The sequence below is a fragment of the Allobaculum sp. Allo2 genome, from assembly GCF_022701175.1.
GTDB lineage: Bacteria > Bacillota_I > Bacilli_A > Erysipelotrichales > Erysipelotrichaceae > Allobaculum > Allobaculum fili.
Window position 1 is genome coordinate 1,855,337 of the sequence record NZ_CP078088.1, and the last position, 15,779, is coordinate 1,871,115.

The 15,779-nt window shown below is 50.0% G+C and carries 13 protein-coding genes and 2 pseudogenes; 1 reads left to right on the forward strand and 14 read right to left on the reverse strand.

All coding sequences use genetic code 11. The annotated features are described in order from the left end of the window. Nucleotides 1–191: 191 nt before the first annotated feature. The 5 genes and pseudogenes from KWG61_RS17575 to KWG61_RS10430 all read right to left on the reverse strand — a co-directional run bounded on the left by KWG61_RS17575 (nucleotide 192) and on the right by KWG61_RS10430 (nucleotide 4,271). Nucleotides 192–461, reverse strand: a complete 270-nt coding sequence (locus tag KWG61_RS17575; protein WP_242745660.1) for a 3-hydroxyacyl-CoA dehydrogenase family protein — start codon at nucleotides 459–461, stop codon at nucleotides 192–194. A 96-nt stretch (nucleotides 462–557) separates the two neighbouring features. Beyond that, nucleotides 558–996, reverse strand: a pseudogene (locus KWG61_RS17580) (3-hydroxyacyl-CoA dehydrogenase family protein); the annotation flags it as partial. A 244-nt stretch (nucleotides 997–1,240) separates the two neighbouring features. Then, nucleotides 1,241–2,302 (reverse strand): electron transfer flavoprotein subunit alpha/FixB family protein, encoded by a 1,062-nt coding sequence (locus tag KWG61_RS10420; protein ID WP_230267897.1) that lies wholly within the window; start codon nucleotides 2,300–2,302, stop codon nucleotides 1,241–1,243. Nucleotides 2,303–2,313: 11 nt separating this feature from the next. Continuing rightward, nucleotides 2,314–3,111, reverse strand: a complete 798-nt coding sequence (locus KWG61_RS10425; RefSeq protein WP_230267896.1) for an electron transfer flavoprotein subunit beta/FixA family protein — start codon at nucleotides 3,109–3,111, stop codon at nucleotides 2,314–2,316. A 21-nt stretch (nucleotides 3,112–3,132) separates the two neighbouring features. After that, nucleotides 3,133–4,271, reverse strand: a pseudogene (locus tag KWG61_RS10430) (acyl-CoA dehydrogenase). 1,346 nt (nucleotides 4,272–5,617) lie between these two features. On the opposite strand from KWG61_RS10430, the gene KWG61_RS10435 reads away from it, so the two are divergent. Next, on the forward strand, nucleotides 5,618–6,826 hold the full coding sequence (locus KWG61_RS10435; RefSeq protein WP_230267894.1) for an acetyl-CoA C-acetyltransferase: 1,209 nt from the start codon (nucleotides 5,618–5,620) through the stop codon (nucleotides 6,824–6,826). Between the two features lie 271 nt (nucleotides 6,827–7,097). Here KWG61_RS10435 and KWG61_RS10440 read toward each other — a convergent pair whose 3' ends face one another. The 9 genes from KWG61_RS10440 to KWG61_RS10480 all read right to left on the reverse strand — a co-directional run bounded on the left by KWG61_RS10440 (nucleotide 7,098) and on the right by KWG61_RS10480 (nucleotide 15,748). Then, nucleotides 7,098–7,376, reverse strand: coding sequence for a hypothetical protein (locus KWG61_RS10440; protein WP_242743678.1), 279 nt, complete (start codon nucleotides 7,374–7,376; stop codon nucleotides 7,098–7,100). Further along, entirely contained in the window at nucleotides 7,373–7,627 is a 255-nt protein-coding gene (locus tag KWG61_RS10445) for a hypothetical protein (RefSeq protein WP_242743679.1), read from the reverse strand. The genes KWG61_RS10440 and KWG61_RS10445 overlap by 4 nt, the downstream gene beginning before the upstream one ends. A 441-nt stretch (nucleotides 7,628–8,068) precedes the next feature. After that, entirely contained in the window at nucleotides 8,069–9,904 is a 1,836-nt protein-coding gene (locus KWG61_RS10450; RefSeq protein ID WP_242743680.1) for a GDSL-type esterase/lipase family protein, read from the reverse strand. A gap of 1,135 nt (nucleotides 9,905–11,039) precedes the next feature. Next, nucleotides 11,040–11,624, reverse strand: a complete 585-nt coding sequence (locus KWG61_RS10455) for a LamG domain-containing protein (RefSeq protein ID WP_242743681.1) — start codon at nucleotides 11,622–11,624, stop codon at nucleotides 11,040–11,042. A 29-nt stretch (nucleotides 11,625–11,653) separates the two neighbouring features. Continuing rightward, nucleotides 11,654–11,827 carry a hypothetical protein gene (locus tag KWG61_RS10460; protein WP_242743682.1) on the reverse strand — a complete coding sequence of 58 codons (174 nt, stop codon included), beginning with the start codon at nucleotides 11,825–11,827 and terminating at the stop codon, nucleotides 11,654–11,656. Further along, nucleotides 11,809–12,249 (reverse strand): hypothetical protein, encoded by a 441-nt coding sequence (locus KWG61_RS10465; RefSeq protein WP_242743683.1) that lies wholly within the window; start codon nucleotides 12,247–12,249, stop codon nucleotides 11,809–11,811. The genes KWG61_RS10460 and KWG61_RS10465 overlap by 19 nt, the downstream gene beginning before the upstream one ends. A 300-nt stretch (nucleotides 12,250–12,549) precedes the next feature. Beyond that, nucleotides 12,550–14,619, reverse strand: coding sequence for a GDSL-type esterase/lipase family protein (locus tag KWG61_RS10470; RefSeq protein WP_242743684.1), 2,070 nt, complete (start codon nucleotides 14,617–14,619; stop codon nucleotides 12,550–12,552). Next, nucleotides 14,616–15,383 carry a hypothetical protein gene (locus KWG61_RS10475; RefSeq protein ID WP_242743685.1) on the reverse strand — a complete coding sequence of 256 codons (768 nt, stop codon included), beginning with the start codon at nucleotides 15,381–15,383 and terminating at the stop codon, nucleotides 14,616–14,618. The genes KWG61_RS10470 and KWG61_RS10475 overlap by 4 nt, the downstream gene beginning before the upstream one ends. Then, entirely contained in the window at nucleotides 15,296–15,748 is a 453-nt protein-coding gene (locus KWG61_RS10480; protein WP_242743686.1) for a hypothetical protein, read from the reverse strand. The genes KWG61_RS10475 and KWG61_RS10480 overlap by 88 nt, the downstream gene beginning before the upstream one ends. Between the last annotated feature and the right edge of the window lie 31 nt (nucleotides 15,749–15,779).

Below are 15,779 nucleotides of genomic sequence, written 5' to 3' on the forward strand. Positions count from 1 at the left end.
GTCTGAAAACAGATCCATACCTGTGAAACCGTCTGCAAAAATTTGAAAGAGAAAAACTGCGCGGCTTCAGGCCGAATAATTTGAGCGAGTATATGGTTTACGGTAAAATTTGAACCCTGTAATGCGGGGATTACAGAGAAAGAAAAGGTAAAGAAAGGGAAACGAACGTCTCCCCTTTGATGACAAAGCGCTTATTTCTTGTAGTTGTAGAAGCCTTCGCCGGTTTTGCGGCCAAGTTTGCCAGCGCGAACCATCTTCTTGAGAAGAGTTGTCGGACGGTACTTGGGATCGCCGGTTTCGTCATAGAGAACGTTCATGATAGCCAGAACGACATCCAGACCGATCAGGTCGCCAAGAGCCAGAGGTCCCATGGGGTGGTTGGCACCAAGCTGCATAGCGGTATCGATATCTTCAACAGAAGCGAGGCCTTCCTGAAGAATGCCGGTAGCTTCATTGATCATCGGGATCAGAATGCGGTTAACAACGAATCCAGGTCCTTCTTTAACTTCAACCGGTGTTTTGCCAATTTCTTTGGCTGTAGCGATAACTTCGTCTTTTACTTCTTCTGGAGTGTTGGCGCCAGAGATAACTTCTACGAGTTTCATGCGGTCAGCCGGGTTGAAGAAATGCATGCCGATTACCGGATGCTTGATTCCGTTAGCGATTTCTGTGATGGACAGAGAAGAAGTGTTCGTAGCGAAGATGGCATCGTCTTTAACGATTTCATCGAGCTTTGAGAATACGTCTTTTTCAGAGCCATCTGTTCGAGAGCAGCTTCAACAATCAGATCGCAGTCAGCGAGATCTTCGTAAACGCCGGCAGCCAGGTTGGCTTTTGCAGCTTCAGCAGCTTCCGGAGTGATTTTGCCTTTGGCAACGAGTTTGTCCTTGCCAGCGCAGATTTTGTTGATGCCGTTTTCGGCCCATTCTTTTTAACGTCAACGACGGTAACTTTATTGCCGGCAGATGCAAATGCGTTTGCAATGCCCTGCCCCATGGTTCCAGCGCCAACTACACCAATTTTTTCATGTTTTTACTCTCCTTGATCAGGGACGGTCATCGATCGCCGTCCGATAATGAGAACAAAGACGACAGGCTCCCAGGCCATAACGGCCGGGGAGTTTCTGTGTCTGAAATTTCTGAGGGTGCGGATGATCCGAAAAGATGAATCCGTACGTCATATAAAGAGCGAAGCAGATCCATGCGGTACGAACGTACCGTATGGAGAAGAGAAAGGTTTATTACTTCGCAGCTTTGATCGCTTTGATTTCTTCAATCAGAACCGGCAGAACGGATTCAACGGTTCCAACATAGCCCTGGTTGGCAATTTTGAAGATTTCTGCTTCCGGGTCACGGTTGATCGCGATGATGTAATCGGATTTTTCCATGCCCGCTACATGCTGAACGGCACCGGAGATACCGCAGGCAATGTAAAGGTTAGGACGAACGGTTTTACCAGTCTGACCAACCTGTCTTTCTTTAGCCAGGAAGCCGTCTTCAACAGCAGCACGGGTTCCGGCAACTTCACCGCCGAGCAGTTTTGCGAGTTCTTCGCAAAGAGGCAGAGCGCCTTCAGCACCACGGCCAACGCCAACGAGGATATCGCATTTGGTGATATCTACACCGGCAGCTTCTTTTGGTTCGATGCCTTCTACAACAACTGCAGCTTCTGTGTCGTTCCATTCTGGAGTGAATTCAACGACTTCGCCCTTGCGGGAAGTATCTGGTTTTGCCATGTCGAATACTTTCGGACGGATGGTCGCCATCTGCGGACGGGTATTCGGGCAAACGATTGTACCGAACAGGTTACCGCCGAATGTAGGACGGGTAACGAGCAGGAGAGCGTCATCATCCGGGATCTGACGAGCAGCAGCGCCGCCGCCGAGGGTGATGTTCTTTCCAATTTCAATACCGGTAGCGTCAGCGGTCAGACCTGCGTTGATACGTGCAGCAACACGCGGTGCAAGGTCGCGGCCGAGAACGGTAGCGCCGGTCAGCAGAGACGAAGGTTTGAATTTTTCAATAACCTGAGTCAGAGCGTCTGTGTAGAACTGAGTAGAGTAGTCTTTCAGCTTCGGATCATCGACAACGATAACTTCATCAGCACCGTGAGCGATGACGTCAGCTGCTTTGTCTTTTACGTTTTCGCCAAGGAGAACGCCGACTACTTTGTAGCCAAGTTCCGGAGAAGCATCAACGAGTTCACGAGCTTTGTTAATCAGTTCGTAGCCGACTTCCGCAGGCTGGGAATTTTTCTGTTCTACAAATACGTAAATATCTTTGTAATCTGGAAATGTAGCCATGACAATCCTTTCTACTTCTTGATCAGCTGTTTCTCGTTGAGAGTTTCAGCGATTTTCTTACCTGTTTCTTCAGCGGACAGGTTGAAGGTTTCCGTTTCAGCCGTTACATCCTTTGTGAATGTGCGGTAAACCTGGGTCGGAGATCCGGCCAGACCGATCTGGCTGAGCGGAAGATCTGCAGCGAGATCATCGTAAGTCATGATGACAACCGGCTTGTTGAAGGAATCAACAATGTCGTTGCAGTTCATGTAGCGAGGCTTGTTCATGCCGGAAAGCGTAGTGATTACAGCCGGCAGTTTAACAGCGACGATCTGTTCTTCATCTTCGAGAGATTTTCTTACGCGAACATGATCCGGAGCAACTTCGAGAATTTCATCTACATAAGTTACCTGGGGCAGGTTCAGACGTTCAGCGGTCTGCGGACCAACCTGAGCGGTATCGCCGTCAATCGCCTGACGTCCGGCAATGATCAGGTCATAGCCGATTTTGTCGAGCGCAGCAGCAAGGGTGCGGCTGGTTGCGCAGGTATCTGCACCGCCAAGACGACGGTCAGTCAGAAGGTACGCTTTGTCAGCGCCGCGGGCGATGGCTTCCTGGAGCATCCCGGCAGCCTGAGGTGGACCCATGGAGAGGACTTCAACGACTACATCGTCCGATTTGTCTTTCAGAGCAAGAGCTGCTTCCAGACCGGCGAGGTCATCGGGGTTGATGATGGAAGGTACGCCGTCACGAACGAGGGTTCCGGTTTTCTTGTCGACTGTAATTTCGGTTGAGTCAGGTACCTGTTTAGCTAATACAACAATTTTCATAGTATCCCGTTTTCCTTTCCACTAGCGAAGCGCTGCGCCGGAGATAACCATGCGCTGAACTTCGGATGTTCCTTCGTAGATCTCAGTAATCTTGGCATCGCGGAACATTCTTTCAACTGGCAGATCGCGGGTATAGCCGTAGCCGCCCATCAGCTGGATGCACTTTGTGGTAACTTCCATAGCTGTTTCTGCAGCAAAGAGCTTGGCTTCAGCAGCCAGTACGGAATAAGGTTTGCCTTCTTCTTTGGCCATAGCTGCGCGGTAAACGAGCATCTTGGCTGCATCAATGCGAGTCTGCATGTCAGCAATGACAAACTGTGTGTTCTGGAATTTAGCGATCGGACGTCCGAACTGCTTCCTTTCCTTAACGTATTTAATGGTTTCTTCGAGAGCACCCTCGGCAATGCCAAGAGCCTGCGCTGCGATACCAATACGTCCGCCGTCGAGTGTGGACATGGCAACTTTGAAGCCTTTTCCTTCACCGCCCAGAAGGTTTTCCTTAGGAATGCGAACGTTGTTGAAGATCAGCTCGGAAGTCGCGGAACCGCGGATACCGAGTTTCTTTTCGTGCTGTCCAATGGTGAAGCCCGGAGTATCCTTTTCAACGATGAAAGCGGAAATACCCTTGTTTCCCTTGGACTTATCGGTCATGGCAAAAATGATATAGACATCAGCTTCGCCAGCGTTGGTGATAAAGATCTTTGTTCCGTTGAGAACGTATTCGTCTCCGACCAGAACGGCGGTTGTCTGCTGACCGGCAGCATCGGTACCGGCGTTTGGCTCGGTCAGACCGAATGCGCCAAGCTTTTCACCGGAAGCCAGCGGACGAAGGTATTTTTCCTTCTGTTCCGGCGTACCGTACTGAGCGATCGGCCAGGTACCCAGGGAGGTGTGTGCAGAGAGGACTACGCCTGTAGTAGCGCAGGTTTTGCTGAGTTCTTCGACTGCCAGAATGTAGGACAGATAATCGGCGCCAGCTCCTCCGTATTCCCGTGGATAAGGAATTCCAAGCATTTTTGCCTGACGAAGAATTTCAACGTTTTCTTTTGGAAAGCGTTCTTTTCGTCGACATCAGCAGCATTGTCTTTGACTTCTGCCTGTGCAACTTCCCGGAACAACTTCTGCATCAGTTTCTGTTGTTCTGTTAAATTGAAATCCATAAAAATGAAGTTCTCCTTTCTCTTCAAATAGAACTTAGGATCCAGGACAAAGACGTACGAAAACGTACCCGTTCTTTGTACTAAGCACAATAATAGCCCTTTAATAGCCCTTTCCAAAGTACTGTCAATTTCAAATGTGAATACTTTCACACGTCAGCACAAAAGTGTGGGAGCTCTTCCGGTATTTAAAATCTGTCAATTCCTTTACATAAAAGGCCTACCTAAAGGGAATCAGACATGCCCTTGACCAGAATGGCCCGAAGCGGGCAAAATATACCCACATTTCTGCGGTCCACCTCCATGATATCGCTTTCATTTTGCATTTTGTTTATTAATTCAGAATTTAACCCGTTTTTTCAATGTTTTCCGTTTCGCTCCATCCCACAATTTCGTATTTTCCATCCGATTCGAACAGCTTTCTTCTTCGAAAAGGAACGCCTCAAACGGTCAGGCTGCCTGACAAAACGCTGTATTTCGTTTTGCTTCGGTTCACTCACTCCCCTGTTCTTCTGGGAACACTTCTTACGGATTGCGCCTCCCGTTCACTCGCTGTCCTCATTCAGAATTGCTTCGCAGTGAAGAAAGCAGCCCATACAGCGTCCATATACAGACAGATCGGCTATAACAGATCACCAATATAAGATCGTCTATATAAAAGAGACTGGATCGGACTCTTCTCTATACGATGACTGACAGACCATACTCGTTTTCCGGATTCGCCGCGCCCGCAGGATCCGGTTTTCTTTTCCCTGTTTTGGGTTTGCGTGCCTCTATGCTTGCGTGCTCCTCTATATGGGAAAGCCATTTCGTGGATCAGCCCGTCAGGAAGTTGCGAGTTCTCTTTTCTTCTTCCGTTGCCGGGCATTCGAATCTGCCGGTCAATTTTCTGTTTCTCCTGGACATGATCCTGTATGTGATCTCACTCTTATACGGGAGTTCAGATCCAGTCGTTCCCTTTAAAGTGCCTGCTCGGAAAATCTTCTGAGAATTTGTGACATCTGGCTGAAATCCCTTTCGGTTCAGAGCGTCACCAGGCGGCTTTTCCCTCTGGTCTGAGCGCTCGGTCAAAAATGATGGTTTAGAAACTGGGGCTCTCTGATAAGATAAAGACAGATTCAAACAGTCCGCACGTTTGTTTTCCTGCTCGATCCGGTCCTTTCGAAGGCCAAAAACAAGGCAATTCGGCTTTCTTTTTAAATTGAAAGCGGTTCACGATCTGGGAAGGCGAACAATCGCGTCGGAATCCGGGAAACTGTGATTTCTTTCACAAAACGGTTTGATATTCCTTCGCGGGTGGGCTAGTATGAAATCGCAAATCTCGTAAGAGTAGAAAGAGGTCATTCGTAATGAGTGAAAAAGCTTATATCGTTGGCGCAAAACGTACCGCCATCGGAACATTCATGGGCTCTCTGAAAAATGTAACCCCTGCTGATATGGGTGCTACCGTTCTGAAAGCAGCTCTTGAACAGGCAAATGTAAAACCAGAACAGGTTAACGAAGTAATCATCGGTAACGTAATTGGTGCCGGACTTGGCCAGAACATCGCACGTCACATTTCTATCGATGCTGGCATTCCTAACACAGTTCCGGCACATTCCATCAACATGGTTTGCGGCTCCGGTCTTGAAGCTGTAATCGAAGCAGCCATCCGTATTCGTGCTGGATGGGGAAGCATCTTCGTAGCCGGCGGTGTTGAAAACATGTCCGCTGCTCCTTATCTGATCTCCGGCAAAAACCGCCAGGGCGTTAAGATGGGCAACCAGACAGTTGTTGACTCCATGATTTACGATGCGCTGACAGATGCTATGAACAACGTTCACATGGGCGTAACCGCTGAAAACATTGCGAAGAAATACAACATCACCCGCGAACAGCAGGATGAATTCGCTTTCGCCAGCCAGGAAAAAGCACTTGCTGCTATCGCTGCTGGAAAATTCAAAGATGAAATCGTTCCAATCGAAGTTAAAGAACGCAAGAAAACCGTTATCTTCGATACCGACGAACATCCAAGAAAAACTTCCATGGAACTCCTTGCTAAACTGAAACCTTCCTTCATCAAAGACGGAACCGTTACAGCCGGCAACGCATCCGGAATCAACGACGGTGCTTCCATGTGTATCGTAGCCAGCGAATCCGCTGTAGCTGAAAACAACCTGAAACCAATCGCTGAAATCGTTGCTTTTGGTCAAGGCGGTGTTGATCCTCTGACAATGGGCCTTGGTCCTACCCCGGCTATCCTGCACGCTCTTGAAAATGCAGGCATGACTCTGGATCAGATGGAACTGATCGAACTGAACGAAGCCTTCGCTTCTCAGTCCCTTGGCGTAATCCACGAACTGGTTGAAAAGACTGGCATCGATCGCGAAGCTCTCATGTCCGTTACCAACGTAAACGGCGGCGCTATCGCTCTTGGTCACCCAGTAGGCGCTTCCGGAAACCGTATCCTCGTTTCCCTGATCTACGAAATGGCTAAACGTCACCTCACTTATGGTCTCGCTTCCCTCTGCATCGGCGGCGGCATGGGTGTTGCTGTAATCGTTAAAATGGTTTACTAAGAAGATCTGAATTCAAATCTTCAGCCGGATCCTGGATCCGGCTTTTTCATGTCCTGTTTTCGTGAAAACAAAGGGTTTGCGGTTTCTCTTTCCCTTCGAAATTTCCAGGCACTTCAAAGAAAAGCGTCAGACGATGTTCTCTTTTCCATCGTTCTGACGCTCTGGAAAGTTTCCTGTGCAGGACTTTCCGATCCATCTGTTTCTCTTTATATAAAGTGATTCGTATCTTTGGCTGTCTGCTGTTTCGCCCTTTCCTTACAGACCTCCCGTTTTACGCCTGAAGACCAAAGCAGAGGCATCCGCTGCGATCGGCGTCATCCAGAATAACTGGATCGTAGCTGCAGTGGCTCATCGACCAGAGGGCATTCAGCCTGGAAACTTTCTGTGCATCTTCTGCAATCATTTCCTGACTGAGAATGCCGTCCTCTTCGGTTTCTCTGGCGTGATTCCAGCTTTTTTCCTGCAGGATGTGAAGTCGAAGTTCGCTTTCATTCCAGGATCCATACGTTGCCAGAATCGAGTTCAGAATACCCAGAACGTTTTTGGTCATTTTGGTGCAGCAGGAATCCATCGGCCCGAATGGACTACGGTATGAGAGCAGTTCTCACAAAGAACGCCGTCATCGGTGCAGCGGAAGGTGCAGGGAACAAGACCTTCTCCAAAAATGCAGGTGCTTTCCCGTGTAGCAAGATACAGGAGGTTGTGAATTCTCTGTGCGCTGGGCAGTTCGCCTTCAGCGCTGCGAATGTTTTTAGCAAGGTAGCAGGCACAGTCGCAAACCTGAACGGAACGTGATTTCATATCAATAAAATAAACCGAAACACATCGAATTCCAATAATGCTGTGGAAATGTACCCGGTTTCCTGGCAAAGTTTAACGCGTCCTTAATGTAATGCGCTTTCACACAGGCTGTACATAAGCCATTTTCGAGTGCTCACGCAACAGGTTACGCAATTTTTTAATCCGTTTTGGATAAGCTTTTTCATCATTTTGATCATATCGATTCAATCTTCAGAAACATCGTGATTTTGCACGTCCGAGCGGGCTTGACTCCCCTTCTCTTATGCAGGCTCCCTCTTCAATATATGGAAAAGACCAGCTCGATCGAATCCGATTTTGAGATCCGAAAGAACTGGTCTTTTTATAAAGCGGCTTGTAAAGCTCCTTTCTTCTATTTCATTTTGGACGGATTTCCTTCGGCCTTCGCATTGGATGGCAAGGATAGAAATCCAGCCGTCGGGTTTACTGAACGGATTTCAAATTGCTGAGCGCATTTACGGATGGAACTTTACGCAGAGCGAGCAGCGCCTGATTGAGCGTTTTGGCACTCTGATCAATTTCACTCTGTCTTTGCGGATTTTCCAGAACCGACCTGGCCTGTGTGCATTTTTCGTCAAAGTTCTGATCCTGATTTATATAGAGGCCGTTTAGAGCATCGGCTTTCTGGAGTGCCGCATCCAGAAGATCCGTGATGAGCGTCGGTTCCGGTTCTGGATCCGTTTCGCTGTACAGACCGTCTGTAATTTTCTGGGAATGGGTCTGATTCAGACATTCCGTCGAGAAAATCACATCGCGCATTTCGCCTTTAAAGCCGTTGATTACGGTCGTGATATTGCTCCCGTTGTAATAACCGCCAAGCGTCAGCTGATTCAGGCCGGCCAGCGTGGAGAAGAAGCCGGCATTGCCAGCTCCGGAAAAGGCCTGAACTTCCTTACCGTCGATATACCAGGTAAAGGTTCGATCCGGACCGGAAGTGCAGACGAGAACGACGTTATGCCACTGTCCATCGCCAAGATCTTCCGTGTTTCCATCGGCTCTGGTGTGGGCCAGATCCGGGCGCAGCGACAGCTTGCCCTGCAGCGGGCGAAGGGAAATCGAATGGCGATTCATTTGACCGCCGCCTGTCTGGATCAGGCTAGTCGTTGTACCCGCTTCTTTTCCATAGACAAGCGCCATGGAATCTGTTGCTGCATCCGTCTTAAAGCGGAAGAAGAGACTTCCTGCATTCATGGCTTTTACACTATCGGCCTGATCGGAAAGATCGATCAGTGTCTGACCGTCAAACGTCTGGCCAGAAAGGGCTTCGTAGACTTGGGCACTGGCTTTATAGGCCTCCATGCCGGTTTTCACTTCTCTGGCCTGGGATGTCTGTTCTTCTCCATCGTTCCAGCGCAGTTTGTAAAACCAGGTCTGATCCGGTTCAACTTGGTCTGTATACGATCCGGACTGTACGGTTTCGATTTCCGCATACGTTCCGTTTAAGGAAGACGAGCGAAGAATCGTGACGGATGCGTTTGTCGGATTTTCAAACTCGAGTACCGCCTGTGCATAGCCGCCTTCGGCTTTGGAGAATACGATATTCGCAGGCTCCGTCTTCGATGGAATTTCCACTGTGGCTGGCGTATACGTCGTAACGGTCGCATCGGTCGTCGCAATCTTCACGTTCACGACGGCGGATTTTCCTGCCGGAAGATTTGTAAAACGAAGGGTCGTCCTGTCGTCTGGACTCGCAATATCATATGTTTTCGTCCACGAAAAGCCGGCTGCTGTTACGGTAACTTCCGCTGTACCTGCCGTTTTTCCGGGATCGACCAGAGCGGTCAGATCCAGAGACAGTTCGCCAATCCCGGTCTGGCAGTCCGGCTGCCTGTCGGACTGCGTACTTTTCTGGTTCATCTTGTACTGCAGACGACAGATTGGACTGGACGTGTCGTAAATTCCCATGGCCCGGGTCAGATCATCAAACATGACTTTATGCCCGATTCCGTTGGGGTGGAGACCATCGCTGTTCAGATTACCGGTTCCGCCCTGATTGGCATTCGTCTGTCTGGCCATCGCCGCCTCCCAGGTTGTGGCATGATCGGCAAGAATATAGTTTTCTTCCTGGGCGACTTTTCGCACTTTGGCGATATACTGTTTCAGATTGCCGCGCCCGGAAGCTGTGGTGACGTTACAGGCCCGGAGAATGATTTCCACATCCGGATTCTGCTTTTTGATAGTGGCGAGATTTTCCTTAAGCTGCGCTTCGAACACGTCCGGTGTAATACCGGATGCCGCGCAGTCGTTCATTCCAAGCATGACGATCGCCACATCGGGAACATACGATTCGATGCGTGCTTTTTATGGGGATCGCTCAGCGTATCCTGGGCAATCGCACCGCTCACGGCCGTATTGAGAATCAGATCGTCTGGTCGATTCAGTCCGTCCGGCGCGTGCATGTATTTATCAAAGAGCTGAACGATCGTATCGTAGCCGCGGGTATGACGGCATCCATGAGTAATGGAATCGCCATAGAAAATCCAGTTCAGCTTTTTGTCCGATTTCAATAAATCCCGAATCCGTTTCTGGGTATCGGAAAGTGCGGTTTCTTCGGGCAGCGTCGACTGACGTTTTAACGAGGCCTCTCCTTTCGAAATCGAATAAGCAGGCAGCTCCGCCGTTCCATCTTCCGAAATCAGGCGCAGCGTCCATGAGCCATCCTTTACAGGAAGCGAAACGGATGCGTTCGCCTGAACGGGTGTACTCAGCTCTACTTCCCCATTTTCCGCATGCAAAATCCAGTCGGATCCGCCAAGAACGTCGGACGAAGCGAGGGTTAGTTCAAGCGAAGCATTTTCAAACGAGGCCTGAAGGGCTTCCTTGCCATTGGCTAAATCATGGTAGGCGGGCTGATCCACGGGAATGCAGTCATCGAGGTTTCCGGCATTGTAGTCGCTGGTCGTCGACTGTCCTGTCACGTTTTCCAGAATTCTGGCGATTTCAAAATGACCATAGCCATTGAGCTGATCGTCTGCATTCAGGCAGGTCGATTTGAACGTATCGGTATTGGAATGCGTATACTGATCGACCACAAACACGTTCTGCGCATTTGGTTCGGCACCCAGATCCGCTGCAAAATGCGTCTGAATCAGATCAGCGATTTCTTTTGCGGCTGCATTTTTCTGGGCATCCTTGCAGGCGTGCGGCGTCTGAATCACCAGATAGCCGTTGGAAGGAATAGCGTTTTTCAGCGATGTCAGCGCCGTTTGATAGCTGTTTTTCCAGACATTTTTATCCGGTGCAGCCACATACTCCTGAATGTCTTCGATTCCAGCAGTGTAAACGATCGTTCTGGCGTGGAAAGCATTCTGGCTGTCCGGCAGTGCAGATACGGTATCCGAAAGCGTATTTCCCGTTTTACCCGCATTGGCGACAAAGTGCGAATGCCCTATTTTTAAAGGTTCGATAGCTGTGGACATCTGTCTGGGCTTTTCCCAGCGGGCGTATTCTTCAAAGTGATACACAAAACTGCGCAGGCCCTGTACATGCTCGTAATTGGCAGCAACTTCCTCTCCTCCGACAAACATCCACGTATTGCCGATTTCATCGAGCGAGAACATGTCTTTTTAAACCGGCTCTGTTCAGCCGACGTGAGGGCATTGGCCTGGGCCGTCGTCAGCGCTTCAGAAGAGATTGCAACCTGAGAAATTTCTCCTTTAAACCCTTCATAGACCGTATCGGCTGGTTTGTAGCCGCCAATCTGCAGCTGGTCCGCATTCACAAGTCGGGTAAAAAGCCCTTTGAACGCTGCCTGGGAATAACTGAGAACGCTCACCCCATCCACGCTGACGCCAAACGTCGGATTGTCGGCGCGGCTGGTCAGAACGAGCGTGTGCCACTGACCATCTCCATAGCCGCTTCCGTTTGTCGCTTTGGCTCCTCCGGTCAGATCCGCACGAAGTTTATGCGTACCGTTTCGATAATCGAGGGCCAGATAGAAAATCTTGTCGGTTGAATACGAAGCGTTTGTATTGCTCATATCTTCCGGATTGGCACAATTGTGATACGTCAATAGATGGCGCAGCGCCGAATCGGTCGCGTTTTCCGATTTGAAGCGAATGTAAACGGATCCTTCTTCCAGATTTTTATGGAACCGATCGAATCGCTCAGATCGACCACTCTGGTACCGTCAAATACCGATTCGCTTTCGTTCAGTGCTTTGTTCAGTACGCTCTGATGCAAATAGGCTTCCTTGCCCGTGGAAGCTTCGATGGGCGTGCTGCTGATTTTGCTGCCTTTTTGAAGCTTGTAAAAATACGTCGTTTCCGTCTGAACCATTGTATCGATCCAGATCGATTCTGTCGTTTCCCGATGGAAACATACGAACCGTTTTCGCTGTCCGCACGCAAAATGGAATACGTATTCGTATCGTCTTCTGCCCGGTCGATCGCAATCTGTACCTGGGCATATCCGCCTTTGGCCTCAATTGCCGGAAGTGTTTCCTGCGCGGCCGGACGGGTATTCGTTTTTGTTTGTGTATGTACCGCCGACGGGATCGCTTCGGCCGCAAGAACCTGAGTCATGGACGATCCGAGGGCTGTGCAGCTCATGGAAAGCGCCAGCGCCAGGACTGAAAATTTCGTTCGAGCTGTTTTTCTGTTCATAGAAATCTCCTTCTCTTTTCGTAAGAGCGGATCCAGTGCGTCAATTTTGGAAATCCGCCAAAGATAAACCGATTATAAAAGAGAGAAGAAACCGTTTTCGCAAAGTTTTCAAAAGTTACACACAGATTTTTTATTCGAATCATTGCCGTTTCAAACCATCGTTTTCTCCTTATTCAAAACCGAAAAACCCCTTCGTCTGCAATCACGAGGGGTTTTGTGGTTCATTTGTGCCGTTAAAAATCGGGAAACGTGCTTCGAAGCATCGAAACGAATTTTGTTTCTTTGATGCGTTTTCTTCGATTAGGAAAGAGAGGCGAGCGCGTCTTTGGAAGGGACGAGGCGCAGAGCGAGCAGTTTTTCGTTTAAGGCTTTGGCCGCGGCATCGATTGCTGTCTGCTCTGCAGCGGTGTCGTAAACGGTCTGCGCACTCGTTACTGCCTGCGTAAACGCCTGATCCTTATTGGAAAAGGTACCTTTCAGCGCCTGTGCTTTGTCGAGCGTGGTTTTCAGAACACGCTTATCCAGTTCTGGTTCCGGTTCCGGCTCGGTATCTTCGACATATTTTTCTGCCGTGATGGCCATGCCCTGTTCGCGGCTGAACGCTTCTTTGGAGAAGATTACATCCCGGATCGAACCGTTGAAGCCGCCAAGAATCGTATTTCCGTTTTTGACGCCGCCGATGGTGATCTGATCCATTTTCGACAGCTTGCTGAGAAGGCCGGCGTTGTTCGCGCCGTCAAATTCGAAGCCGATGTTCTTGCCGTCGATGTAGACGCAGAACGTTTTCGATGTGCCTGGATTGGACACCACGACGACATTGTGCCATTCGTCATCATTCAGCTGCGGGGCTGCTGCTTTTTCGGCACGTGTGTGGGAGAGATCGGCACGAAGGACGGACGTACCGTTCAGATTTTTCAGGCCAATGTTGGAAGACTGGTCGGACTGATAGAGAACCGCCGTATCTGCTGCCGCTTTTCCGGAAATGACCGCCATATCCGCAAGCTGAGATGTCTTGATGCGGAAGAAGATGCTGCCGCTTGGCATATTTTTAATGGCACTGACTTCCTGTGCATTCAGTTCAATGACTTTGGCACCGTCAAAGCTTTCTCCTTTGAGGCCGCGATACACTTCGGCACTGGCTTTGTACGCATCCATGCCCGTCTGTACTTCCTTGACTTCCGTTTCGTGATCGGTCGTATCGGTCCATTTCAGTTTATAGAAATACGTCTTTTCCGGGCTGACGGAATGGTCGACGTATTCACTTTCGCTTGCCGTACCAATTTCCGTATACGTTCCGCTGCGGCTTTCGCTGCGAAGAACGCTGACCTGCTTGCCGGCTGGAATTTCCATGGTCAGGGTGACGCTGGAATAGCCGCCTTTCGCATCGGTAAGTACGGCGGTAAAGGGAGCCAGCGTATCCGTGATCGTTACTGGATCGCTTTGCGCATACTGGATCGTTTTCGTGCTGGAGTTCGAGATGGTCACATCGGCTGCGGCGTTCTTTCCCTTGGGCAGATTGTCAAAGACGATCGTCGTACTGGCGGAAGAAAGTTTGTTATACCTTTTGGTATAGGCAATTCCGTCAACCGTAACGGTGACTTCTGCCGTTCCAATCGTATCCGCAGCAGCCAGACTGGTCAGATCGACTTGAATAACACCCGGCTGCGGACTGGTGACGTTCGGTTTTGTACTGGAGGTTTCCGTCGCAAAATCATAACGCTGTGTACAGATCGTGCTGGATTCATCGTACAGGCCGAGTGCCTGGATGAGATCGACAAACATCATGCGCTGACCGATGCCGTTGGGATGGAGATTGTTATTGTTGAAGTTGGCTGCTCCGCCCGAAGCGGTTGTGCCATACAGCGAACGGTACGTATCCCATGTCATCGCGTGATCAACCACAATCGCGTTGTTGGTCTGTGCCAGTTCTCGAATCGCCTGCGGATAGTTGTCGTTCGCATTCGATACCGACGCACGTCCGGGAACGGTATTGCAGATGCGCAGCACGAGCAGCGCGTTCGGGTTCTTTTCCTTCACCGCGTCAATGTTCGCCTGCATGTTGATTTTGTACTGTTCTTTCGAAATGCCGCTGTCGTTCATGCCCAGCATGAGAATGGCGATATCCGGCGTATAGTTTTTAATGCGTGCCGAAAGGTTCGGTTCCGTCATCGTATCGACAGCTTTCGCTCCGGAAACCGCCGTGTTGATCACGAGATCATCCGGACGATTCAGACCGTTTGGATCGTCGAGATACTTCTGGAAATTCTGGGTAATGGAGTCGTATCCATGGGTATGGAGCGCGCCATGGGTAATCGAGTCGCCGATAAACAGCCAGGTCAGCGGCGTCTTCGATTCGAGCAGGGCCGTCACTTTTTCTGCAGTTCCGTTTTGTCGGCTTCGTCCATTTTAACGGGGACAAGCGAAGCCGCAGTCTGGCCTTTGGAAATGGAATACGACTGTGTTCGGGAATTCTTGTTCGATTCGACACAGGTCAGCGTCCAGGTGCCCTCGGATACAGGAAGCGTGACTGTCTTTCCCGCTTCGACCGGAACAGTAAGTTTCAGATCTTCGCCCTGTGCTTCGAGAACATAGTTTCTGCCTTCAAATACCGAAGCGCTACCTAATGTCACGTTCAGTCCGTCAGCCCCGGTGAAATCGGCTGTAAACGGAGCCGTTGCAAGAGCTTTATAGACAGGAATATCCGAAAGGACATGCGAGTCAATATAGTCTTCGCCCCAGGCGAAATTGCTGGATCCATAAACGGTCTGTGCGAACTGTTTAGCGAGGCGGTACTGGCCAAGTCCGGTCAGAAGCCCGTTTTTCACGGTCGGCTGATCGGCAGAATTGGCGAGCGGCTGACTGGAATGATCGACGATAAGAACATGACCGGCCAGTTCGCTGGAAAGCGAACTGCGGAAGTCTTTCATCGCATCGGCAAGTACCTTCTGTGCATCGGGATTGGATGCATCCTCGGTAACATACGGTGTCTGTAAAACGAGATACGTATTCACTCCGTCCGAAGCGGTCGCTTTGTCCAGCAGCGTCTTCAGGTCGGCTTTATAGCCGGCAATCCACGCGGCTTTGTCCGAAGCGGTCGCATAGGCATCCAGATCTTCTTTGGATGAGAGATACACAACGGCGCGCGGATGAACGACCTGCAGCTGTCGGTCGAGTTTTTCGATCGTTTTTTCAGATCATTTCCGGCGGCTGCACCGTTTGTGACGTAACGCATCGTCGCAAAGCCGTTATCGCTTCGTCTGTCCCAGCGAACGAATTCTTCAAACTGATTGGAGTACGGACGAATATCGCCGATCTGATCAAAGTCGCCTTCCGTATCCGCTCCGCCGACAAAGAGCCAGGTGTTTTCGGTGGAATTGGAGAACATGTCCCTGCGCAGATTGGCGGAAGATTCCATCGAAAGCGCCTTGGCCTGTTCCTTCGTCAGTTTCTGGGAAGAAATTGAAACGTACTCGATGTCGCCCTTAAAGCCGGATTCCACACCGCTGGCGCCGGTATAGCCGCCGATTTCC